The sequence below is a fragment of the Pseudomonas sp. IT-P2 genome, assembly GCF_949767575.1.
Taxonomy (GTDB): domain Bacteria; phylum Pseudomonadota; class Gammaproteobacteria; order Pseudomonadales; family Pseudomonadaceae; genus Aquipseudomonas; species Aquipseudomonas pharyngis.
The window spans coordinates 63,279-83,550 of record NZ_CATKQA010000012.1 but is presented as its reverse complement, the minus strand read 5'-3'; the positions used below and the strand labels follow the sequence as shown (position 1 = coordinate 83,550).

Below are 20,272 nucleotides of genomic sequence, written 5' to 3'. Positions count from 1 at the left end.
TTTCAATAACTTGCCGATAGGCCAAAAAGCACTCAAGTCCTTCTATATAGAAGAAGGATTCAGCACCCTTTCTATATAGAGAGAACTCTCAGAGCACTCCATCCTCCTTCATCGCAGCCACTGCACCCGCCCCCAAGCCCAGCACGCGCTGTAAAACCTCCAGCGTATGCTCGCCCAGCAAAGGAGGCGCACGGCGATACTCGACAGGAGTCCGCGACAACCGAATCGGGCTAGCCACCTGCGGCACCATCCCCGCCAGCGCGTGAGGCAGCTCGATCGCCAACCCGCGCGATTTCACCTGCGGATCCTCGAACACCTGTGACAGATCATTGATCGGCCCGCATGGCACGCCCGCCTGCTCCAGCTGACTCACCCACTCTGCGGTGGTCTTGAAAACGGTCGCCTGGCGGATCAGCGGAATCAGGACGGCCCGATTCGCCACTCGCAGCTTATTAGTCGCGAAACGCGGATCATCCGCCCACTGCGGCTGCCCCGCCACTTCGGCGAACTTGCGGAACTGCCCGTCATTACCCACCGTGAGAATGAAGTCGCCGTCAGCCGTAGGAAAATCCTGGTACGGCACAATATTCGGATGCGCATTACCCAGCCGCTTTGGCGCAGTGCCCGTCGTCAGGTAGTTCATCGCCTGGTTGGCCAGGCACGCCACCTGTACATCCAGCAGCGCCATATCGATGTGCTGCCCACCACCATCGTGGTCACGATGAGCCAGTGCCGCCAGAATCGCCACGGTCGAATACAGGCCCGTCAGGATATCCGTGAGCGCCACACCCACCTTCACCGGCCCCGCACCCTCATCACCTTCGGGCCGCCCGGTCAGGCTCATCAGACCGCCGAGCCCCTGGATCATGAAGTCATAACCCGCACGCTTCGCATACGGTCCGGTCTGACCGAAACCGGTGATCGAGCAATAGATCAGATCCGGATTGATTGCCTTCAGCGACTCGTAATCCAGGCCATAAGCCGCCAGCCCCCCCACCTTGAAGTTTTCGATAAGGATGTCGGACTTGGCTGCCAACTCCCTTACCAGCTTCTGACCCTCGGGACGCGTGAAGTCGATCGTCACCGATTGCTTGTTGCGATTGGCCGACAGGTAATAAGCCGCCTCACTGGTGTTCTCGCCGTAAGCGTCTTTCAGGAAGGGCGGCCCCCAGGCGCGAGTGTCGTCACCGTTACCCGGGCGCTCGACCTTGATCACTTCCGCCCCGAGATCGGCCAGGATCTGACCAGCCCACGGGCCGGCCAGCACTCGCGATAAATCCAGTACCCGCAGATGCGACAGCGCGCCCATGGTCGCTCTCCTATTAATAGAACGCCTGCAGGCCGGTCTGCGCACGACCGAGGATCAGCGCGTGAACGTCGTGCGTACCTTCATAGGTATTCACCACTTCCAGGTTGACCAGGTGACGGGCCACGCCGAATTCATCGGAGATCCCGTTGCCGCCCAGCATGTCACGCGCCATGCGCGCGATCTCCAGAGACTTGCCGCAAGAGTTGCGCTTCATGATCGAAGTAATTTCAACCGCAGCAGTGCCTTCGTCCTTCATGCGCCCCAGACGCAGGCAGCCTTGCAGTGCCAGGGTGATTTCGGTCTGCATGTCAGCCAGCTTCTTCTGGATCAACTGAGTAGCGGCCAACGGACGACCGAACTGCTGACGATCCAGGGTGTATTGGCGAGCGGTGTGCCAGCAGAACTCGGCGGCGCCCAGCGCGCCCCAGGAGATGCCATAACGTGCAGAGTTGAGGCAGGTGAACGGACCTTTCAGACCACGCACGTCCGGAAAGATGTTCTCTTCCGGCACGAACACGTTATCCATGACGATTTCGCCGGTGATCGAAGCCCGCAGGCCGACCTTGCCGTGAATCGCCGGGGCGCTCAGGCCTTTCCAGCCCTTCTCCAGAACGAAGCCACGGATGTCGCCGGCATCGTCTTTGGCCCAGACCACAAACACATCGGCGATCGGGCTGTTGGTGATCCACATCTTGGCGCCGGTCAGGCTGTAGCCGCCGTCGACTTTGCGTGCACGCGTAATCATCGCGCCCGGGTCGGAACCGTGGTTCGGTTCGGTCAGACCGAAGCAGCCGATCCACTCGCCGGAAGCCAGTTTCGGCAGGTACTTCTGTTTCTGTGCTTCGGTACCGAATTCGTTGATCGGCACCATCACCAGCGAAGACTGCACGCTCATCATCGAACGGTAGCCAGAGTCGACACGCTCGACTTCACGGGCAATCAGGCCATAGCTGACGTAGTTGAGGCCGCTGCCACCGTACTGCTCGGGGATGGTTGCGCCCAACAGGCCGACTTCGCCCATTTCACGGAAGATCGCCGGATCGGTCTTCTCATGGCGGAAGGCTTCAAGAACACGTGGAGCGAGGCTCTGCTGGGCGAATTGCTCGGCAGTGTCGCGGATCATGCGTTCTTCTTCAGTCAGCTGTTGATCCAGCAGCAGGGGATCGATCCAGTTGAAGCTAGCTTTACCGCCCATGAGTGAGTCCTCGCAAATCGGGTGAATTAACGTGGCATTGATCCTAGGCCCGCTTCGCTGTCCCGGCAAACGAGGATTTCGCATCCTGTTGTGCTAATTTCTCACTCCGAAACGTCGCGAAATGCCGATTAAGCGATGTATTAGTGAGGTTGACGTACATGCGCCGCAAGATCCCCAGCACCACCGCCCTGATCAGCTTCGAGGCCGCCGCCCGTCACGAGAGCTTTACCAAGGCCGCCGAAGAACTTTCCCTCACTCAAGGCGCCATTTGCCGACAGATTGCCAGCCTGGAGGACTTCCTCAGCGTCGAACTTTTCCGGCGCTCGCGTCGCGGAGTGAAGCTGACGGAAGCGGGGCTTTCCTACAGCCGTCGAGTAGCGACCCAGCTCGATGCCGTAGAGCGTGACACCCTGTCGGTGATGGGCCAGCAAGGTACCAACGTGATCGAACTCGCCGTGGTGCCCACCTTCGGCACGCAATGGTTGTTGCCAAGGCTGAAGGACTTCCAGCTCAAGCACCCGGAAGTGACGGTCAACCTGACGAATCGCACGCGCCCATTCCTGTTTGCCGACACTGACTTCGATGCAGCCATCTACTTTGGCGATGCCGACTGGTCCGGTACCGAATCCCACAGGTTGATGGGCGAGAATCCGATGCCGGTATGCAGTCCCGCCCTGCTCGGCAACAAGACGCATCTGACACCCGATAAAATCGCCGATCTGCCGCTGCTCCAGCAAACCACCCGCCCCTACGCCTGGCGACAGTGGTTCAACTCGCAACACCTGAACATCCCCCGCGACATGACAGGTCCGCGCTACGAGCTATTCTCCATGCTGGCCCAGGCTGCCATGCACGACATGGGCCTCGCGCTGATCCCACCGTTCCTGATTCAGCGCGAACTGGCCGAGAAACGCCTGGTGATTGCCAACCCAAACGCGCTCTCCAGCATCAAGGCGTATTACCTGATGATTCCGGAGCGAAAGGTCGAATCGGCGTCACTCAAGGCTTTTCGCGATTGGCTGGTGAACCAGGCACACAGCTACAACCTAGAAGGATAAAGGGCCTCAGCGATTACTAACCCCGTAGTCAGGAAAACTAAAGCCCTACAGATATAACTATTTGTCGCAAATAGACAGACTGTATCCGAAAGTCGTACAGACGTCCCACAAGCGCCTGACGACGTGGCTTTGCGCCCTCATTCGCGACTCATTGCGACCTATTCACGTCACCGATGAGAAAATTCTTCAAATTTATCCAGACTCCTTGAAAGGCACGGCCTGCAAGGGATTCAACTGGCCATCTGCGACATTCGGTCACGGGATGACTTGTAGTTAATTTTCCGTCACCCGTCATAATCCCTTGAAGGGCATAAACTTCGCCTGCAAAATGCCGCGCCCCGCCCTGATTTGGCGGGATCGTGCTGATCGGCCGCCCCAGTCGCACCATCCGTAGTGCATGGGTTTACTCAATAAGATCACGCAGGAGATTTGACGTGCACATTGGTGTTCCTCTCGAAACCCAGACCGGTGAAACACGGGTTGCTGCAACCCCGGAAACCATTAAAAAGCTGATCAGCCAAGGTCATAAGGTCACTGTGCAAACCGGCGCCGGCGTTAAAGCCAGCGTTGTCGACAGTGCCTATGAAGCGGCAGGCGCAACCATTGGCAGTGCCAATGACGCGTTTGGCGCCGAGCTGATTCTCAAAGTGGTCGCGCCAAGCGATGCCGAACTGATGCTGATCAAGCGCGGAACGGTGCTGGTGGGCATGCTCAACCCGTTCAACAACGACACCATCGCGAAGATGGCCGAGTGCGGGATTACCGCGTTCGCCCTGGAAGCGGCGCCACGCACCTCCCGGGCCCAGAGCCTCGACGTGTTGTCGTCCCAGGCGAACATTGCCGGCTATAAGGCGGTGCTGCTGGCCGCCCACTACTATCCGCGCTTCATGCCGATGCTGATGACCGCTGCGGGCACCGTGAAAGCGGCGCGCGTGCTGATTCTGGGTGCCGGTGTAGCCGGGTTGCAGGCGATTGCCACGGCGAAACGTCTGGGTGCCGTCATCGAAGCGTCCGACGTACGTCCGGCCGTGAAGGAACAGATCGAATCCCTCGGCGCCAAGTTCGTCGACGTGCCTTACGAGACCGATGAAGAACGCGAATGCGCGGTCGGCGTCGGTGGTTACGCACGCCCGATGCCGGCGAGCTGGATGCAGCGTCAGGCCCAGGCCGTGCACGAGCGCGCCAGGCAGGCTGACATTGTCATCACCACCGCACTGATTCCGGGCCGCAAGGCACCAACGCTGTTGAGCGCGGACACCGTGGCGCAGATGAAACCCGGCTCGGTGGTCATCGACCTCGCGGCAGCACAGGGCGGCAACTGCCCGCTGACCGTGGCCGATCAGGTCGTGATCGAGAACGGCGTGACCATCGTCGGCCCGACCAACCTCGCCGGTGAAGTCGCCGCAGACGCCTCGGCGCTGTACGCACGCAACCTGCTGGACTTCCTGAAGCTGGTATTCACCAAAGAAGGCCAGTTCGAAGTGAACCTCGAAGACGACATCGTCGCCGCGTGCCTGATGTGCCGCGACGGCCAAGTCATCCGCAAAAACGCCTAAGCAGGGACTCAGACGATGGAAGAGCTTATCTCCCCCGGTATCTACAACCTGATCATCTTCGTGCTGGCGATTTATGTCGGTTATCACGTGGTCTGGAACGTTACACCCGCGCTGCACACGCCTTTGATGGCGGTGACCAACGCCATTTCGGCGATCGTGATCGTCGGCGCCATGCTCGCCGCCGCCCTGACCGTCACCCCGCTGGGCAAGACCATGGGCACCCTCGCCGTGGCACTGGCCGCGGTCAACGTGTTCGGTGGCTTCCTGGTCACCCGCCGCATGCTTGAGATGTTCAAGAAGAAAGCCCCGAAAGCAAAAGAAGAGGCGCCTAAGTAATGAGCATGAACCTCGTCACGACGCTCTACCTGATCGCGTCGATCTGCTTCATCCAGGCCCTCAAGGGCCTGTCGCACCCGACCACGTCGCGCCGCGGCAACCTGTTCGGCATGCTCGGCATGGCACTGGCAATCATCACCACGGTCGGCCTCATCTATAAGCTGGGCGCTGAGCTGGCGACTGCAGGCATCGGTTACGTGATCGTCGGCCTGCTGATCGGCGGCACCGCCGGTTCGATCATGGCCAAGCGCGTTGAAATGACCAAGATGCCGGAACTGGTTGCGTTCATGCACAGCATGATCGGTCTGGCAGCGGTGTTCATCGCCATTGCTGCCGTGGTCGAGCCGCAGTCGCTGGGCATCGTCAAGCAACTGGGCGACTCGATCCCGGCGGGTAACCGTCTGGAGCTGTTCCTGGGCGCCGCCATCGGTGCAATCACCTTCTCCGGTTCAGTGATCGCGTTCGGCAAGCTGTCGGGCAAATACAAGTTCCGTCTGTTCCAGGGTGCACCGGTACAGTTCAACGGTCAGCACAAGCTGAACGCGGTACTGGGTCTGGCGACGCTGATCCTCGGCGTCACCTTCATGCTGACCGGCAACCTCGCCGCGTTCGCGCTGATGCTGGCTCTCGCGTTCGTCATGGGCGTGCTGATCATCATCCCGATCGGCGGCGCCGACATGCCGGTGGTGGTGTCGATGCTCAACAGCTATTCCGGCTGGGCGGCGGCGGGTATCGGCTTCTCGCTGAACAACTCGATGCTGATCATTGCCGGTTCCCTGGTGGGTTCGAGCGGTGCGATCCTCTCGTACATCATGTGCAAGGCGATGAACCGTTCCTTCTTTAATGTACTGCTCGGCGGTTTCGGCAATACAGCAGAAGCCGGTCCTGCCGGTGAGAAGGAAGCCCGTCCGGTGAAATCCGGTTCGGCTGACGACGCGACGTTCCTGCTGACCAACGCCGACACCGTAATCATCGTTCCGGGTTACGGCCTGGCCGTGGCCCGTGCACAGCACGCGCTGAAAGAGCTGACCGAGAAGCTGACCCACCATGGCGTGACCGTGAAGTACGCGATCCACCCGGTGGCCGGCCGGATGCCTGGGCACATGAACGTACTGCTGGCCGAGGCCGAAGTGCCGTACGACCAGGTGTTCGAGATGGAAGACATCAACTCCGAGTTCGGTCAGGCCGATGTGGTTCTGGTGCTGGGCGCCAACGACGTGGTCAACCCGGCTGCCAAGAACGATCCGAAATCGCCGATTGCCGGCATGCCGATCCTCGAAGCGTTCAAGGCCAAGACCATCATCGTCAACAAGCGCTCGATGGCCAGCGGCTATGCCGGTCTGGACAACGAACTGTTCTACCTGGACAAGACCATGATGGTGTTCGGCGACGCGAAGAAAGTCATCGAAGACATGGTCAAAGCGGTCGAGTAACCCTCGCCGGCAACACCGAACGCCCCGACTTGTCGGGGCGTTTTTGTTTGCGCAAACCGTCGGACAATTTGCCGCGCTGTTGCAGATCCGGTAACGGTGTTTTACTTGAAACCCGCTAAATAGACGCCTCGTTTGCGACCTTGGTAGCGGGACAGGCGCTCGCGAAATTCACTAGACTGCGCATCCTGCTACTCGCTGCCCGAGAAAATAATCCATGTACCGTGACCGTATTCGCCTGCCTTCGTTGTTGGATAAAGTGATGAGCGCCGCCGACGCCGCTGCGCTGATTGAGGACGGCATGACCGTCGGCATGAGCGGCTTCACCCGCGCCGGCGAAGCCAAGGCCGTGCCCCATGCGCTGGCCGAGCGAGCCAAGGTCACGCCGCTGAAGATCAGCCTGATGACCGGCGCCAGTCTGGGCAATGACCTCGACAAGCAACTGACCGAGGCTGGCGTGCTGTCCCGGCGCATGCCGTTCCAGGTCGACAGCACCTTGCGCAAGGCAATCAACGCCGGCGAAGTGATGTTCATCGACCAGCACCTGTCGGAAACCGTCGAGCAACTGCGCAACCAGCAGCTGAAGCTGCCGGACATCGCCGTCATCGAAGCTGTGGCCATCACCGAACAGGGCCACATCGTGCCGACCACTTCGGTGGGCAACTCGGCGAGCTTCGCGATCTTCGCCAAACACGTGATCGTCGAGATCAACCTGGCGCACAACGCCAACCTCGAAGGTCTGCACGACATCTATATTCCGACCTACCGCCCGACCCGCACGCCGATCCCGCTGGTAAAGGTCGACGACCGCATCGGCAGCACCGCGATCCCGATCCCGCCGGAGAAGATCGTCGCGATCGTCATCACCCAGCAGGCGGATTCGCCGTCCACCGTGTCGTCGCCGGATGTCGATACCAAAGCCATCGCCGATCACCTGATCACCTTCCTCAAGCAGGAAGTCGATGCCGGGCGCATGACCAACAAGCTCGGCCCGTTGCAGGCCGGAATCGGCAACATCGCCAACGCGGTGATGTGCGGGCTGATCGATTCGCCGTTCGAAGACCTGACCATGTATTCCGAAGTGCTGCAAGACTCGACCTTTGACCTGATTGATGCGGGCAAGCTGAGCTTCGCCTCGGGCAGCTCGATCACTCTGTCGGAGCGGCGCAACAGCGACGTGTTCGGCAATCTGGAGAAGTACAAGGACAAGCTGGTATTGCGTCCGCAGGAAATCTCCAACCACCCGGAGGTGGTGCGGCGCCTGGGCATCATCGGCATCAACACCGCCCTTGAGTTCGACATCTATGGCAACGTCAACTCCACCCACGTCTGCGGCACGCGGATGATGAACGGCATTGGCGGCTCGGGCGACTTCGCGCGCAACGCACACCTGGCGGTGTTCGTGACCAAGTCGATCGCCAAGGGCGGCGCGATTTCCAGCGTGGTGCCAATGGTCAGCCACGTCGACCATACCGAGCATGACGTCGACATCCTGGTGACCGAAGTGGGCCTGGCCGACCTGCGCGGCCTGGCGCCACGGGAACGCGCCCGGGTCATCATCGATAATTGCGTGCACCCGGATTACCGCCCGGCGCTGAACGATTACTTCGAAAAAGCCTGTGCGATCGGCGGCCACACCCCGCACATCCTGCGTGACGCCCTGAGCTGGCACATCAATCTGGAAGAAACCGGACGCATGCTGGCGGTGTAATCCGCACAGATTTTCCGCTGGCGCAAACACAGTTTCGTCAGCGGAATTTTGAAAACCGCCGCAGCCGTCAAAAACTGTACTGCTGTACCGGTCTTTTCCTACGGCTTTTGCCTACTCTAATCATCGATTTGGGTAAAAATGCACCAAATAAGCGCAGACAAGTACAGTTTGCGCAATTTTGACCCGTACACCCCCTATAAACAGTTAACTGGTCACTCACAATACAGGTGAACTGTATCTAGAGAGTCTGGCCAAACGAGAGGATCATGGGCACCAGTTAAACCACTACCTAATCCCGCCACAAGCGGAAGGATGTCAACCATGGAACGTACACTCAGTTCCGAACTGTTCTTCGAAGACAAAGCTGTAAAAACCCAGGCTTCCCTGCCTCTGCGCGTTATCGCCAACCTGATGTTGTGGCAGCGCCGCATCTCCAGCCGCCACCAACTGGCTCGCCTGGATTCGCGTCTGCTGGCCGATGCCGGTATCAGCGAAGCACAACGCTACGAAGAGCTGAGCAAGCCGTTCTGGCGCTAAGCAGCGTCGCTGGCTCTGGTCGCTAGACCCACCGCCAGCAACCCGAATTGAATAAACAAGACCCGTCGCGGGAAACCGCGACGGGTCTTGTCGTTTGCGGGCCAGAAAAACCGAGTATCCACTCTTGATCATCGAACAGGTACAGTTCTCGTAACTTAAGAAAAGACAGGTACAGTTACGAGAAATCGATTAAGGCCAGCATCCTGACCACTGTGCGAAGTCGCAATGGAAGCCTAAGATCCATGCAGAACGTGGCGAATGCTGTGCGACTGGCGTCTGACCTTCAGACACCGAGCCACCTCTCAATACGGTTTATCCACAGGAGTTCTCCCATGTCCCGTCTTCGTCTGCTCAGCGCCGCCGCCATGTTGGCCGTAGCTGCCAACGCCAGCGCCACCAGCTTCATCGTTACCACCGACGCCGTTGTTGGCGCGCTCAAGTCCTCTTCCGATGCCACCTCCGACGTTACTTCGTCCTTCCGTGACGACAAGATCGTGCTCGCTGCCCGTGACGACGCTGCCAGCTTCGTAGCCAGCGAAGGTGAAATCCGTGGCGTGAAACTGGAGAGCGCACTGGATCACATCCGTCATCAGGCTCCGCAACTGAACGCGACCGACGCACAGCTGGCCCAGGCCATTCTGACGATCTAAGCGACAGGGGCATCGCGGGACACGCCGGTCGTGTCCCGATGTTTCGGCGCTGGCTCTAGTCGGGGCATTGCGCTAGCCTTGGGACTCGCCAACAGTTGCCGAGTCCCATGCGTTTTCTTTCAAATCTGCTTATCCCTTCTTTACTGCTCACCGCCTGCTGGATTCCTCTGGCAGACGCCTTCGATGTGTCCACACAGAACACCGTCGTCAGCGTCTGGGCCACGGGCATGGTTTCTTCCGCACCGTTCGACCGTAAACTGATCATCGCCGCGCACGACGATGCCGCAGCGTTCGTTGCCAGTGACGGCCAGATGCGCGGCGCACAGCTCGAATCTGCGCTGCATTACCTGCGCAAGAGCCGGCCAAAACTTCATGTCAGTGACCTTGAACTGGCACAGGCAATTCTCGTCCAATAGTCATCCCTGTCCTTTCGGAGTCGTTCCATGCGTAGCCCGCTGATTGCTGCCGCCCTTGGCCTGCTGTTGTTGGCCGATATGGCCCAGGCACACACCCTGGTAGCCACCAGTAACATCATCGTCCGCGCCTCCCAGCGCACCATCGATTTCACCTCCGACACCACTACGTCGATTCGCGATTCGAAAATCATCCGCGAAGCCCATGACGACGCTGCCAGTTTCGTGGCCAGCGACGGTGATATCCGTGGTGCAAACCTGGAAGCGGCCTTCAAAACCTTGCGCACCCGCGTGCCGGAAGCCCGCGACGCCAGTGATCAGGTACTCGCCGAAGCCATCCTCGCACTGTGAGGTCACTCGGCGCCTGGCTGCTGGCCGGGGCGTTGTTGCTGCTTGGCAACAGCGCCCACGCCGGCCTGCAATTGCGGCTCAAGACCGATGGTTTGAGCCCCGCCCAACAACAGGCCAGCCAGGCGCTGCTCGATGAGGCCATGCAGGCATTGCCGCCGAGCTTCATCGAACGCCTGGACCGGCGCATCGATGTCGGCTGGACCGACGATATGCCTGGCAACGCCTACGGCCAGGCGACGCTCGTCTCCGAGCTGGACCTGAACCGCAAACTGCTCGCCAGCCTCACCGACGGCAGTGCGGCAAAGGAAAAGACCAATCGTCCCCACGGCACCGTTCGCCGAGAACTGCTGGCCACGGTGCTGCATGAAATCACTCACATTTACGATCGCGCGCGCTTGTGGCCAGCGGCCGAACGCACGCTGATCCAGCGCTGCACCCGGCGCAACAACAGCGCCGGGCTGATCGGCATTCCCGATGAGTGCCGCGGCCAGAACGGTCGGCGCTTCACCCTCAGCGATGATCCACGCCTGCTCGACCTCGCCGGCTGGCAGCAATACGTCGGGCGTCGGGGTGAGCGGGAACAGCACAACCGGCAGATCGCTCGCAGCCCCGACCTCTACGAAATCTCCAGCCCGAAGGAGTTTGTCGCGGTCAACATGGAGTATTTCCTCCTCGACCCGAGCTACGCCTGCCGTCGCCCGGCGCTGTATCGCTATTACCAGGAACACTTCGGCTGGGCACCGCCAGCAAAGGATGAATGCGCCAAAACCTTCGCCTTCCTCAACGCCGGCAACGATTTTGCCAAACAGCCCCTGGGCCAGGTCGATCCGGAACGCGTGTACGCGGTGGATTACCTGTTGGCCGAAGCCAACCAGAACTGGGTCAGTCGTTGGGGCCACAGCATGTTGCGTCTGGTGATCTGCGCACCGGGGCGGCCACGCGGGCCTGACTGCCGACTGGATCTGGACCAGCATCTGGTGCTGTCATACCGCGCCTTCGTCGGCGACGTGCAGTTGTCGAGCTGGGACGGGCTGGTCGGCAAGTACCCGTCGCGCCTGTTCGTACTGCCGCTGGCGCAGGTGATCGACGAGTACACCAAGACCGAACTGCGCAGCCTGGCGTCGGTGCCGCTGAATCTCTCGCGCAGCGAAATCGAGGGCGTGGTCGAACACGCCGCCGAAATACACTGGAGCTACGACGGCAATTACTTCTTCCTCTCCAACAACTGTGCGGTGGAAGGCCTGAAACTGCTGCGCAGCGGCAGCAACAACGCCCGACTCACCGGCCTCGACAGCATCATGCCCAACGGCTTGCTGGAAGTGCTGAAGGGGCGCGGCCTGGCCGACACCAGCGTGCTTGATGATCCGAAAGAGGCGTTGCGCCTGGGTTATCGCTTTGACTCGTTCCGTGACCGTTATCAGGCGATGTTCGATGTGTTGAAGAAGCAATTGCCGATCAAGCAGACAACCGTTGAAGAATGGCTTTCGCTGTCCGCCGAAGAGCGTCGCCCATGGTTCGAACGGGCCGACCTGCGCACCAGCGCCGCGCTGTTGTTGCTGGAACAAGCCAGTTTCCGCCGCCAACTTTTGCTGGCTCAGGATGAGGTCAAGCAACGTTACCTCGGCGCCCGGGAGCTGGAAAACGGTGGCATGGACAAGGCCAACGCGACGTTGCAGCAGATTCTCGCCAACAGCGGCTTCCTCAGCCGGCCGGCAGAATTGCTCGACTCCCGAGGTTATGGCCTGCCGCAACCAAGCGAATTCAGCCGACTGGAAGCAGAAAGCAGCCAGCGCCAGAAACAATTGCTGGCCCTGACCGGCGATCTCGATAAGGAAGTGCGCGCGCTGCTGGAGCCCAAACGAGCAGCCGAGATTGCGGCCAGCGAGGCCAACGTAAAGCAGATCGGCGAACATCTGCGCAAACTGCACAAAGCCTCGGGCGGATTGGAGTTGCCCTGAACAACAGCCCTGAAAACAAAAGACCACAGCCCGTAAAGGCTGCGGTCTTTTTTATTGCCTGACGGTCAGTACAGAACGCCATCCAGTACTTCGTAAACGACCCCAGTGCCCACCGCGATCAGCACGATGTCACCGCCGGCACGACGCCATTCATAACCCGGGTAATACGGCAGACGACTCAACGCCCGGTTATCCAGCCGCTCGCCGTAATAGCCGTGGGGCAGCGGCCGGCCCCGTACCAGGTGGATGCCTGGAGGTGGCGGCGCACCGCGCACGAAGTAGCCATGATTGTCGCGGATCACCTGACGCACCGGGCCGAAGTCCCGAGGCGGCGGGCCGCCGCGATGGTTGCTTTGCCAATCATGGTGATCACCACCGCGATTGTCGTAGTGGCCCTGTTGCGGGCCGCCGTGGTCGTGATCGTCGCGCGGATCAGCGCTGGCCAGCAGCGGTGTCGCGCTGATCATCAGCACGCCCAGACTGGCAATCAGACGTTTCGGCATTTTCATCGGGTCTTTCCTCACTGCACTGACAGCAAAAAGGGATTCAGAACGTGGTTCTGAATCCCTCGGTCTTGCTTGGTTAGTCTGTGCTTGGAGGCTCTAATTCCTCTGTATCAGGAACTTTACCTTCAGCTGACGCGAGCCTTACGCACGCCTTCGGACAGCGCCGAACACAGGCTCAGCACGCCGTCGATGGCCTGGTCCGGCGTGGTCGCGTTGGCGATGTGATCGATCAGCGCCGAGCCCACCACCACACCGTCGGCCAGACGCGCAATGGACGCGGCCTGCTCCGGCGTGCGGATACCAAAACCGATGCTGATCGGCAGATCGGTATGACGACGCAGACGCGCCACCGCCTCCTCGACGTGTTCCAGAGTCGCCGCACCGGCGCCGGTCACACCGGCAACCGACACGTAGTAAACGAAGCCTGAGCTGCCATTCAACACTTTCGGCAGACGCGCATCATCGGTGGTAGGAGTGGTCAGACGGATGAAGTCGATGCCCGCCGCCTGGGCCGGGTCGCACAGCTCCGAGTTATGCTCCGGCGGCATGTCGACCACGATCAGGCCATCAACGCCGGCCTCTTTGGCTTCAGCGATGAAGCGCTCGACGCCGAACTTGTGGATCGGGTTGAAGTAACCCATCAGCACCAGCGGGGTGTCGCTGTTTTCCTTGCGAAACTCGCGGACCATTTGCAGGGTTTTGATCAGGTTCTGTTTGGCACCCAAGGCGCGGATGTTCGCCAGCTGAATCGCCGGGCCGTCGGCCATCGGGTCGGTAAACGGCATGCCCAGTTCGATCACGTCGGCACCGGCTTTCGGCAGGCCCTTGAGGATCGCCAGCGAGGTGTCGTAGTCCGGGTCGCCAGCAGTGACGAAGGTCACCAGGGCGGCGCGGTTCTGTTCCTTGAGTTCGGCAAAGCGGGTTTGCAGGCGGCTCATCAGTGTTTCTCCTGCTTCGATTGCTCTTGTTGAGAATGTTCCATGTGGTGCATGACGGTCTGCATGTCTTTGTCGCCGCGACCGGACAGGTTGACCACCATCAGGTGATCCTTCGGCAGTTTCGGTGCGCGTTTGAAGACTTCGGCCAGGGCATGGGCGCTTTCCAGTGCCGGAATGATCCCTTCCAGACGGCAGCACTGGTGGAACGCAGCGAGGGCTTCGTCGTCGGTCACCGAGGTGTACTGGACGCGGCCGATGTCATGCAACCACGCGTGCTCAGGGCCGATGCCCGGATAGTCGAGGCCGGCGGAAATCGAGTGGGCGTCGATGATCTGGCCATCGTCGTCCTGCAGCAGGAAGGTGCGGTTGCCGTGCAACACACCCGGTACACCGCCGTTGAGGCTGGCCGCGTGCTTGCCGGTTTCGATGCCGTAACCGGCGGCTTCGACGCCGATGATCTCGACGCTCTTGTCGTCGAGGAACGGGTGGAACAGGCCCATGGCGTTGGAACCGCCTCCGATGCACGCCACCAGGCTGTCCGGCAGGCGACCTTCCTGGGTTTGCAACTGATCGCGGGTTTCCTTGCCGATAACCGCCTGGAAGTCGCGAACCATGGCTGGATAAGGGTGCGGACCGGCCACGGTGCCGATCAGGTAGAAGGTGCTGTCGACGTTGGTCACCCAGTCACGCAGCGCTTCGTTCATTGCGTCTTTCAGGGTGCCGGTGCCGGCGACCACCGGGATCACCTCGGCGCCCAGCAGCTTCATGCGGAACACGTTGGCCTGCTGGCGCTCAATGTCGGTGGTGCCCATGTAGATCACGCAGTCCAGTCCAAAACGCGCAGCCACGGTGGCGGTAGCCACGCCGTGCATGCCGGCGCCGGTCTCGGCGATGATGCGTTTCTTGCCCATGCGCCGCGCCAGCAGGATCTGGCCGATGCAGTTGTTGATCTTGTGCGCGCCGGTGTGGTTCAGCTCTTCGCGCTTGAGGTAGATTTTGGCGCCGCCGCAGAACTCGGTCAGGCGCTCGGCGAAATACAGCGGGCTCGGACGTCCGACGTAGTCGCGCTGGAAGTAGGCCAATTCTTCTTTGAACGCCGGATCTTCCTTGGCCGCCTCGTATTCGCGGGCCAGGTCGAGGATCAACGGCATCAGGGTTTCCGCGACATAACGGCCGCCGAACGAGCCAAACAGGCCGTTGGCGTCAGGGCCGTTACGCAGATCGGAGGTGTTCGAAGTCTGGGTCATGGTTCGCTCCAGCGGATTTCACGAGAAGACAATGGCGTTCACTCTACCCCTGACCTTCCAGGCTGAAAACCGATAAGATCGCCACAACCTGTCAGGAAAACTCACAGATATCATGAGCCATGACCTTCCCCCGCTGAACGCCCTGCGCGCCTTCGAAGCCACCGCCCGCCTGAACAGTGTCAGCCAGGCTGCAGAGCAACTGCACGTCACCCACGGTGCGGTCAGCCGCCAGCTCAAGGTGCTGGAAGAGCATCTCGGCGTCAGTCTTTTCGTCAAGGACGGTCGTGGCCTGAAACTCACAGATGCCGGCATCCGCCTGCGCGATGCCAGCGGCGAGGCGTTCGACCGCTTGCGCAGCGTCTGCGCCGAACTGACCCAAAGCACCGCCGATGCGCCGTTCGTGCTCGGTTGCTCCGGTAGCTTGCTGGCGCGCTGGTTCATTCCGCGACTGGGACGACTGAATGCCGATCTGCCGGATTTGCGCCTGCACCTGTCCGCCGGTGAAGGCGATCTCGACCCGCGTCGCCCGGGGCTGGATGCATTGCTGCTGTTCGCCGAACCGCCATGGCCCGCAGACATGCAAGTCTATGAGCTGGCCAGCGAGCGCATCGGCCCGGTCATGAGCCCGCTGTTCAGCGGCTACCAGCGCCTGCAATCGGCACCGCCCATCGCCCTGCTGGACGAGCCCTTGCTGCACACGACTTCACGCCCGCAAGCCTGGCCGAGCTGGGCGCAGCAAAGCGGCTTCGACGCCAAGGCGTTAAAACTGGGGCAAGGTTTCGAACATTTGTATTACTTGCTGGAAGCGGCCGTCGCCGGGTTGGGCGTGGCAATCGCACCGGAACCGCTGGTGACCGAAGATTTGAAGGCCGGACGCCTGGTCGCGCCATGGGGCTTCAGTGAAACCCCGGCGCAACTGGCGTTGTGGCTACCCAAGCGCGCCGCGGACGGACGCGCCCGGCAATTGGCGCAGTGGCTCAGGAACGAGCTGCGCCAGACGGATCACTCGCCGCGCTTGAACAGCAAGTAAGCGGCCAGCAGACCCAGCGCACCGACCGCCACACCGGCAGTCGTCCACGGGTGTTCCTGCGCGTAATCGCGGGTGGCGATCCCGGTCTCGCGGGTTTTGACTTTGACTTCTTCGTAGGCATCGCTGAGCAGGCTGCGCGAATGTTTCAGCGCGCTTTCAGCGTTGCTCTTGAGCGCCTTGAGGGTCTTGCGCGACTCGTCAGAAGCGTCGTCCTTCAGGCTTTCCAACGACTTGAGCAGACTCTCGATCTCCGCTTCCATGCTTTGCAACGAGGCTTTGCGTAACGAGGTGTTGGCCATGGTGGCTCTCCTGCATTGGTGATGAGTGGCGTGTGTTGGTTGGGACTTCAGCGTTTCTGGAAAGTGCAGAAAATCTGAACTTCCTCTTGTCCGGATCGCCGAAATCAACACGGCAAATCGCTGCTAGGCTCAATTGCACACTTCAAGGAGAACACCATGAGTGACCATCACACCTACAAGAAAGTCGAGCTGGTCGGTTCGTCCACCAGCAGCATCGAAGACGCCATCAACAATGCGTTGGCCGAGGCCAACAAGAGCATCAAGCATCTGGAATGGTTTGAAGTGACCGAAACCCGCGGCCACATCAAGGATGGCAAGGCTGCCCACTTTCAGGTGACCCTGAAAGTCGGGTTCCGGATAGCCAGCAGCTGAGTTTGGTCTACGCTTCTGAACTTGCGCGCTGGCCGAGTGCCATAGGAATGGCAATGCGCTACGAGGTGAGTGCATCGAGCGAACGGCTCGATGCCCGCCTTAATTAATCCGACCAGGGAGTGCGACCGATGAAGAAGTTGATATTGGCAGTAGGTTTGTTGAGCCTTGCGGGTGGTGCGTTTGCTGCCGGCAAGCCCTGTGAAGAACTGAAGGCTGAAATCGCGGCCAAGCTGGATGCCAAGGGCGTTTCCGGGTATTCGCTGGAGATTGTCGACAAGGGTGCGGCCAGTGGCGGCAAAGTCGTCGGCACCTGCGAAGGCGGCGCCAAAGAGATCGTCTACACCCGCGGCTGATCACGCCGGAAAAACAAAAGCCGACGCTATGCGTCGGCTTTTTTGTGCGCGGCTATCGGGCTCAGCCCTTCATCACCTGCGCCAGCAGTTCGTAGGAATGCAGGCGATCGGCGTGCTCGTACAGGTCGCAGGTGAAGATCAGCTCATCAGCCTGGGTCTGTTCGATCAGCACTTCGAGTTTCGCGCGGATTTTCTGCGGGCTGCCGACCATCGCCAGACCGAGGAAATCACCCACGGCCTCACGCTCGTGGGGCAGCCACAGGCCGTCCATGGTTTTCACCGGTGGGCGCTGCACCAGACTTTGCCCACGCATCAGCGCGAGGATTCGTTGGTACACGGAGGTCGCCAGGTAGTCGGCCTGTTCATCGGTGTCGGCTGCCACCAGCGGCACGCCGAGCATCACATACGGTTTATCGAGCACCGCCGATGGCTTGAAGTGATTGCGGTAGACGCGAATCGCCTCGTGCATGAAACGCGGCGCGAAATGCGAGGCGAAGGCGTAGGGCAAACCGCGCTCACCGGCCAGTTGCGCACTGAACAGACTCGAGCCGAGCAGCCAGATCGGCACGTTGGTGCCGGTGCCCGGCATCGCGATCACCCGCTGATCCGGCGTGCGCGGACCAAGAAAGCGCGCCAGCTCAGCCACGTCTTCGGGGAAATCATCAGCACTGCCGGAACGCTCACGACGCAAGGCACGGGCGGTCATCTGATCGGAACCCGGCGCACGCCCCAGACCGAGGTCGATACGTCCCGGATACAGGCTTTCGAGGGTGCCGAACTGCTCGGCGATCACCAGCGGTGCGTGGTTGGGTAGCATCACGCCGCCAGAGCCGACCCGGATGGTCGACGTGCCGCCGGCCAGATAACCCAGCAACACCGAGGTGGCGGAACTGGCGATGCCGTCCATGTTGTGGTGCTCGGCGACCCAGAACCGCGTGTAGCCAAATTTCTCGACATGCTGCGCCAGGTCCAGCGAGTTGCGCAGCGACTGGGCCGGGCTGCCGTTCTCGCGCACCGGCACCAGATCGAGGGTGGAAAATTTTACGTTGGACAGTTGCTTCATAAACCTGCATCTCCGATTGAGGGCGCAGGTGTGTTCTTGGCGAACGCGAACCTGCCCAATTCATAAGCGTGTTGTGTGCAATGAGGGCATATACCCGAGTTTCAATAGCCGATCCGAAATTTCCTACTAAAAAAGTCAACGATTCACATGGGCTGAACTTTGTTCCGACGTCTATCCTCAGAAGCCTTGCAGGCAAAAACCACGACGGCGCGGCATTTCGCGCCCGATTTGAAGGAGGCACACATGGCTATCGTGAAGAAGGCATCCGCGCATTGGGAAGGTGACCTGAAAACCGGCATCGGCTCGATTTCCACCGAAACCGGCGTCCTGCGTGAAGCGCCCTACGGCTTCAAGGCCCGCTTCGAAGGCGGCAAGGGCACCAATCCGGAAGAACTGATCGGCGCCGCCCATGCGGGCTGTTTCTCCATGGCGTTCTCGATGATTCTCGGTGACGCCGGGCTCAAGGCCGACAGCATCGACACCCAGGCCGAGGTCACGCTGGATCAGGTGGACGGCGGTTTTGCAATCACCGCAGTGAAACTGATCCTCAAGGCAAAAATTCCGGGAGCGACCCAGGCGCAGTTCGAAGAGCTGAGCAACAAGGCCAAGGAAGGTTGCCCGGTGTCGAAGGTGCTGAATGCGAAGATCAGTCTCGACGCATCTCTGGTCAGCTGACTGCCTTGAGCCGGATCAGAACCCGCCAGGCAAAAGTGTGGTCGAATAAATGACAGCAGCTTTCGCGCATCTTCGTGCGCGCTGCTTCGATGGAGCTTCAACCATGAAACGTTTTGCCTTGGCGGTTATCTGTGGCGTGCTGGCAACGTCGGCCTTCGCAGCGCCCAAAGATTGCGAAGAACTCAAGCAAGAGATCGAAATCAAGATTCAGGCGAATGCCGTGCCCTCCTATACCCTGGAGATAGTTTCCAAAGAGGAGGCGGAAAAACACGACATCGCCATGATCGTCGGCACCTGCGACAACGGCACCAAAGCCATCATCTATCAGAAGAACGACCGCTGATACGCCTCAGATGATGCAGTTGACCTCGCGGTCTTCGGCGACGATTTCCCGCTTGTCGTTGTACAGGCGCGCACTCGGGGTAAACGCCAGAGAACGGCCTTCCAGCCTGTAACGCTGCCCTGCTTCGAAATGATCGTAGCGGATGGTCAGGTAGCACAGCCGCTCCACCGGGCCGGTCATCAGGCTGCCGCCTCCGCCGAACACTTCAAAGTCGAAGCGCACCCGCAACTCATGGCTGCCGAGCGTTACCTGAAAGAAACGCCCGTCAGTCAGTCGCTTATTGTCGAGACGCTCAGCCATCAGCAACTTACCGCCCGGGGACGGCGTCGAGAACTCGACCCAGGCCATGTTCGGATCGACGGGGGGCAACGGTGTCTGGCAACCGGCGAGCAGGCTGACGGCGAGCAACAGCATCATCGTACGCATGATGGATGTCCGTGAGTTCGGACATCCAGCATAACGCCGATCAGGTTCGCTGACAGCCCGCCGGCGTGCCCTGGCCCACCACGTTGCGTTGTTGATCGTAGAGTTTGGCCCACGGGCGGAAACCGATGCTTCCCGCCTGCAACTGATAACGCTGGCCGGCGTTGAAATCCTTGAATTTCACGTTCAACTGACAATCACGCCAAAGCGGCTCGGCATCCGGGCCGATGTTGGTCGCCTCGACCGGAAATTGATAACGCACCCTCAGCTCATGGCTGCCGGGCTGCACTTCGAAGTAACGATGATCGACGGCAGCCTTGTCGTCGACTTCCAGCGCCTGCAGCGCCGTGTCCTGTTGCCGGGCATCCAGATCGATCCAGGCTTGCGAGGGGTCAGGGGTCGGTATTCCGAATCCGGCACAACCGGCCAGCGTCAGCACGCTTCCTGTCAGTATCAACATGCGCATAGCGGAGCTCCAATGGGCGGGATAGTCTTGGGCAGACTTTCCGGGGGATTTCT

General features: G+C 60.4%; 24 protein-coding genes. 15 read left to right on the top strand and 9 right to left on the bottom strand.

Features of this window, described 5'->3' with window-relative positions; genetic code table 11:
* Positions 1 to 88 precede the first annotated feature (88 nt).
* Both ACM6JM_RS12035 and ACM6JM_RS12030 read right to left on the bottom strand, forming a co-directional pair.
* Entirely contained in the window at positions 89 to 1,309 is a 1,221-nt protein-coding gene (locus ACM6JM_RS12035; RefSeq protein ID WP_085647208.1) for a CaiB/BaiF CoA transferase family protein, read from the bottom strand.
* A gap of 13 nt (positions 1,310 to 1,322) precedes the next feature.
* Positions 1,323 to 2,504: an acyl-CoA dehydrogenase gene (locus tag ACM6JM_RS12030; protein ID WP_011331834.1), complete on the bottom strand. Its 1,182-nt coding sequence runs from the start codon at positions 2,502 to 2,504 to the stop codon at positions 1,323 to 1,325.
* Positions 2,505 to 2,662: 158 nt separating this feature from the next.
* Between ACM6JM_RS12030 and ACM6JM_RS12025 the strand changes: the two genes are divergently transcribed.
* The 10 genes from ACM6JM_RS12025 to ACM6JM_RS11980 all read left to right on the top strand — a co-directional run bounded on the left by ACM6JM_RS12025 (position 2,663) and on the right by ACM6JM_RS11980 (position 12,504).
* The gene (locus ACM6JM_RS12025) at positions 2,663 to 3,562 is read left to right on the top strand and encodes a LysR family transcriptional regulator (protein WP_414881934.1); all 900 of its coding nucleotides are present in this window, start codon (positions 2,663 to 2,665) and stop codon (positions 3,560 to 3,562) included.
* A gap of 434 nt (positions 3,563 to 3,996) precedes the next feature.
* Positions 3,997 to 5,118 (top strand): Re/Si-specific NAD(P)(+) transhydrogenase subunit alpha, encoded by a 1,122-nt coding sequence (locus tag ACM6JM_RS12020; protein WP_414881933.1) that lies wholly within the window; start codon positions 3,997 to 3,999, stop codon positions 5,116 to 5,118.
* A 15-nt stretch (positions 5,119 to 5,133) separates the two neighbouring features.
* Positions 5,134 to 5,454: an NAD(P) transhydrogenase subunit alpha gene (locus ACM6JM_RS12015; protein WP_003220416.1), complete on the top strand. Its 321-nt coding sequence runs from the start codon at positions 5,134 to 5,136 to the stop codon at positions 5,452 to 5,454.
* Positions 5,454 to 6,887, top strand: coding sequence for an NAD(P)(+) transhydrogenase (Re/Si-specific) subunit beta (locus tag ACM6JM_RS12010; protein ID WP_074689735.1), 1,434 nt, complete (start codon positions 5,454 to 5,456; stop codon positions 6,885 to 6,887). Before ACM6JM_RS12015 ends, ACM6JM_RS12010 begins: the two co-directional genes overlap by 1 nt.
* Before the next feature lie 214 nt (positions 6,888 to 7,101).
* Positions 7,102 to 8,595 carry an acetyl-CoA hydrolase/transferase family protein gene (locus ACM6JM_RS12005; RefSeq protein WP_039764789.1) on the top strand — a complete coding sequence of 498 codons (1,494 nt, stop codon included), beginning with the start codon at positions 7,102 to 7,104 and terminating at the stop codon, positions 8,593 to 8,595.
* 321 nt (positions 8,596 to 8,916) lie between these two features.
* Positions 8,917 to 9,132 carry a DUF1127 domain-containing protein gene (locus ACM6JM_RS12000; RefSeq protein ID WP_011331828.1) on the top strand — a complete coding sequence of 72 codons (216 nt, stop codon included), beginning with the start codon at positions 8,917 to 8,919 and terminating at the stop codon, positions 9,130 to 9,132.
* A 332-nt stretch (positions 9,133 to 9,464) separates the two neighbouring features.
* Positions 9,465 to 9,782: a DUF2388 domain-containing protein gene (locus tag ACM6JM_RS11995; protein ID WP_074689737.1), complete on the top strand. Its 318-nt coding sequence runs from the start codon at positions 9,465 to 9,467 to the stop codon at positions 9,780 to 9,782.
* Positions 9,783 to 9,889: 107 nt separating this feature from the next.
* Complete coding sequence (locus ACM6JM_RS11990; protein WP_064592548.1) at positions 9,890 to 10,198, top strand: DUF2388 domain-containing protein; 309 nt, start codon at positions 9,890 to 9,892, stop codon at positions 10,196 to 10,198.
* A gap of 27 nt (positions 10,199 to 10,225) precedes the next feature.
* Complete coding sequence (locus ACM6JM_RS11985) at positions 10,226 to 10,546, top strand: DUF2388 domain-containing protein (RefSeq protein ID WP_039764795.1); 321 nt, start codon at positions 10,226 to 10,228, stop codon at positions 10,544 to 10,546.
* Complete coding sequence (locus tag ACM6JM_RS11980; protein WP_414881932.1) at positions 10,543 to 12,504, top strand: DUF4105 domain-containing protein; 1,962 nt, start codon at positions 10,543 to 10,545, stop codon at positions 12,502 to 12,504. Before ACM6JM_RS11985 ends, ACM6JM_RS11980 begins: the two co-directional genes overlap by 4 nt.
* Positions 12,505 to 12,569: 65 nt before the next feature.
* On the opposite strand, the gene ACM6JM_RS11975 is transcribed toward ACM6JM_RS11980, so the two are convergent.
* The 3 genes from ACM6JM_RS11975 to trpB all read right to left on the bottom strand — a co-directional run bounded on the left by ACM6JM_RS11975 (position 12,570) and on the right by trpB (position 15,195).
* Positions 12,570 to 13,013 carry an anti-virulence regulator CigR family protein gene (locus ACM6JM_RS11975; RefSeq protein WP_085702206.1) on the bottom strand — a complete coding sequence of 148 codons (444 nt, stop codon included), beginning with the start codon at positions 13,011 to 13,013 and terminating at the stop codon, positions 12,570 to 12,572.
* Positions 13,014 to 13,135: 122 nt separating this feature from the next.
* The gene (gene trpA / locus ACM6JM_RS11970) at positions 13,136 to 13,948 is read right to left on the bottom strand and encodes a tryptophan synthase subunit alpha (protein ID WP_085667266.1); all 813 of its coding nucleotides are present in this window, start codon (positions 13,946 to 13,948) and stop codon (positions 13,136 to 13,138) included.
* Positions 13,948 to 15,195 (bottom strand): tryptophan synthase subunit beta, encoded by a 1,248-nt coding sequence (gene trpB / locus ACM6JM_RS11965; protein WP_103385843.1) that lies wholly within the window; start codon positions 15,193 to 15,195, stop codon positions 13,948 to 13,950. The genes trpA and trpB overlap by 1 nt, the downstream gene beginning before the upstream one ends.
* A gap of 112 nt (positions 15,196 to 15,307) precedes the next feature.
* Here trpB and ACM6JM_RS11960 point away from each other — a divergent pair, with 112 nt between their 5' ends.
* Complete coding sequence (locus ACM6JM_RS11960; protein ID WP_039764803.1) at positions 15,308 to 16,225, top strand: LysR family transcriptional regulator; 918 nt, start codon at positions 15,308 to 15,310, stop codon at positions 16,223 to 16,225.
* Here ACM6JM_RS11960 and ACM6JM_RS11955 read toward each other — a convergent pair.
* A complete protein-coding gene (locus tag ACM6JM_RS11955; RefSeq protein WP_011331820.1) occupies positions 16,198 to 16,524 on the bottom strand; it encodes a DUF883 family protein in 327 nt (108 codons plus the stop codon). The two genes, ACM6JM_RS11960 and ACM6JM_RS11955, sit on opposite strands and share 28 nt — an antisense overlap.
* 156 nt (positions 16,525 to 16,680) lie before the next feature.
* On the opposite strand from ACM6JM_RS11955, the gene ACM6JM_RS11950 reads away from it, so the two are divergent.
* Both ACM6JM_RS11950 and ACM6JM_RS11945 read left to right on the top strand, forming a co-directional pair.
* Entirely contained in the window at positions 16,681 to 16,896 is a 216-nt protein-coding gene (locus ACM6JM_RS11950; RefSeq protein ID WP_007953919.1) for a dodecin, read from the top strand.
* A 128-nt stretch (positions 16,897 to 17,024) separates the two neighbouring features.
* Entirely contained in the window at positions 17,025 to 17,249 is a 225-nt protein-coding gene (locus ACM6JM_RS11945) for a DUF1161 domain-containing protein (protein WP_039764805.1), read from the top strand.
* 61 nt (positions 17,250 to 17,310) lie between these two features.
* Here ACM6JM_RS11945 and ACM6JM_RS11940 read toward each other — a convergent pair whose 3' ends face one another.
* Positions 17,311 to 18,312: an LLM class flavin-dependent oxidoreductase gene (locus ACM6JM_RS11940; RefSeq protein WP_103385842.1), complete on the bottom strand. Its 1,002-nt coding sequence runs from the start codon at positions 18,310 to 18,312 to the stop codon at positions 17,311 to 17,313.
* A gap of 243 nt (positions 18,313 to 18,555) precedes the next feature.
* On the opposite strand from ACM6JM_RS11940, the gene ACM6JM_RS11935 reads away from it, so the two are divergent.
* Both ACM6JM_RS11935 and ACM6JM_RS11930 read left to right on the top strand, forming a co-directional pair.
* A complete protein-coding gene (locus ACM6JM_RS11935; RefSeq protein WP_011331817.1) occupies positions 18,556 to 18,987 on the top strand; it encodes an OsmC family protein in 432 nt (143 codons plus the stop codon).
* A 103-nt stretch (positions 18,988 to 19,090) separates the two neighbouring features.
* Positions 19,091 to 19,330: a DUF1161 domain-containing protein gene (locus ACM6JM_RS11930; protein WP_007953935.1), complete on the top strand. Its 240-nt coding sequence runs from the start codon at positions 19,091 to 19,093 to the stop codon at positions 19,328 to 19,330.
* A 6-nt stretch (positions 19,331 to 19,336) separates the two neighbouring features.
* Here ACM6JM_RS11930 and ACM6JM_RS11925 read toward each other — a convergent pair whose 3' ends face one another.
* On the bottom strand, positions 19,337 to 19,756 hold the full coding sequence (locus tag ACM6JM_RS11925; RefSeq protein WP_414881931.1) for a hypothetical protein: 420 nt from the start codon (positions 19,754 to 19,756) through the stop codon (positions 19,337 to 19,339).
* Between the two features lie 40 nt (positions 19,757 to 19,796).
* Entirely contained in the window at positions 19,797 to 20,219 is a 423-nt protein-coding gene (locus tag ACM6JM_RS11920; RefSeq protein WP_103385841.1) for a hypothetical protein, read from the bottom strand.
* Positions 20,220 to 20,272: the final 53 nt, after the last annotated feature.

Excerpts from the sequence above, each read along its gene's own strand:
- ACM6JM_RS12015 (WP_003220416.1), top strand. The coding sequence starts at position 5,134 with ATGGAAGAGCTTATCTCCCCCGGTATCTACAACCTGATCATCTTCGTG.
- trpA (WP_085667266.1), bottom strand. The coding sequence starts at position 13,948 with ATGAGCCGCCTGCAAACCCGCTTTGCCGAACTCAAGGAACAGAACCGC.
- ACM6JM_RS12030 (WP_011331834.1), bottom strand. The coding sequence starts at position 2,504 with ATGGGCGGTAAAGCTAGCTTCAACTGGATCGATCCCCTGCTGCTGGAT.
- ACM6JM_RS11985 (WP_039764795.1), top strand. The coding sequence starts at position 10,226 with ATGCGTAGCCCGCTGATTGCTGCCGCCCTTGGCCTGCTGTTGTTGGCC.
- ACM6JM_RS12010 (WP_074689735.1), top strand. The coding sequence starts at position 5,454 with ATGAGCATGAACCTCGTCACGACGCTCTACCTGATCGCGTCGATCTGC.
- ACM6JM_RS11930 (WP_007953935.1), top strand. The coding sequence starts at position 19,091 with ATGAAACGTTTTGCCTTGGCGGTTATCTGTGGCGTGCTGGCAACGTCG.
- ACM6JM_RS11950 (WP_007953919.1), top strand. The coding sequence starts at position 16,681 with ATGAGTGACCATCACACCTACAAGAAAGTCGAGCTGGTCGGTTCGTCC.
- ACM6JM_RS12000 (WP_011331828.1), top strand. The coding sequence starts at position 8,917 with ATGGAACGTACACTCAGTTCCGAACTGTTCTTCGAAGACAAAGCTGTA.
- ACM6JM_RS11960 (WP_039764803.1), top strand. The coding sequence starts at position 15,308 with ATGAGCCATGACCTTCCCCCGCTGAACGCCCTGCGCGCCTTCGAAGCC.
- ACM6JM_RS12005 (WP_039764789.1), top strand. The coding sequence starts at position 7,102 with ATGTACCGTGACCGTATTCGCCTGCCTTCGTTGTTGGATAAAGTGATG.
- ACM6JM_RS11955 (WP_011331820.1), bottom strand. The coding sequence starts at position 16,524 with ATGGCCAACACCTCGTTACGCAAAGCCTCGTTGCAAAGCATGGAAGCG.
- ACM6JM_RS12035 (WP_085647208.1), bottom strand. The coding sequence starts at position 1,309 with ATGGGCGCGCTGTCGCATCTGCGGGTACTGGATTTATCGCGAGTGCTG.
- ACM6JM_RS11925 (WP_414881931.1), bottom strand. The coding sequence starts at position 19,756 with ATGCGTACGATGATGCTGTTGCTCGCCGTCAGCCTGCTCGCCGGTTGC.
- ACM6JM_RS11935 (WP_011331817.1), top strand. The coding sequence starts at position 18,556 with ATGGCTATCGTGAAGAAGGCATCCGCGCATTGGGAAGGTGACCTGAAA.
- ACM6JM_RS11990 (WP_064592548.1), top strand. The coding sequence starts at position 9,890 with ATGCGTTTTCTTTCAAATCTGCTTATCCCTTCTTTACTGCTCACCGCC.
- trpB (WP_103385843.1), bottom strand. The coding sequence starts at position 15,195 with ATGACCCAGACTTCGAACACCTCCGATCTGCGTAACGGCCCTGACGCC.
- ACM6JM_RS11975 (WP_085702206.1), bottom strand. The coding sequence starts at position 13,013 with ATGAAAATGCCGAAACGTCTGATTGCCAGTCTGGGCGTGCTGATGATC.
- ACM6JM_RS11995 (WP_074689737.1), top strand. The coding sequence starts at position 9,465 with ATGTCCCGTCTTCGTCTGCTCAGCGCCGCCGCCATGTTGGCCGTAGCT.
- ACM6JM_RS11920 (WP_103385841.1), bottom strand. The coding sequence starts at position 20,219 with ATGCGCATGTTGATACTGACAGGAAGCGTGCTGACGCTGGCCGGTTGT.
- ACM6JM_RS11940 (WP_103385842.1), bottom strand. The coding sequence starts at position 18,312 with ATGAAGCAACTGTCCAACGTAAAATTTTCCACCCTCGATCTGGTGCCG.
- ACM6JM_RS12025 (WP_414881934.1), top strand. The coding sequence starts at position 2,663 with ATGCGCCGCAAGATCCCCAGCACCACCGCCCTGATCAGCTTCGAGGCC.
- ACM6JM_RS11945 (WP_039764805.1), top strand. The coding sequence starts at position 17,025 with ATGAAGAAGTTGATATTGGCAGTAGGTTTGTTGAGCCTTGCGGGTGGT.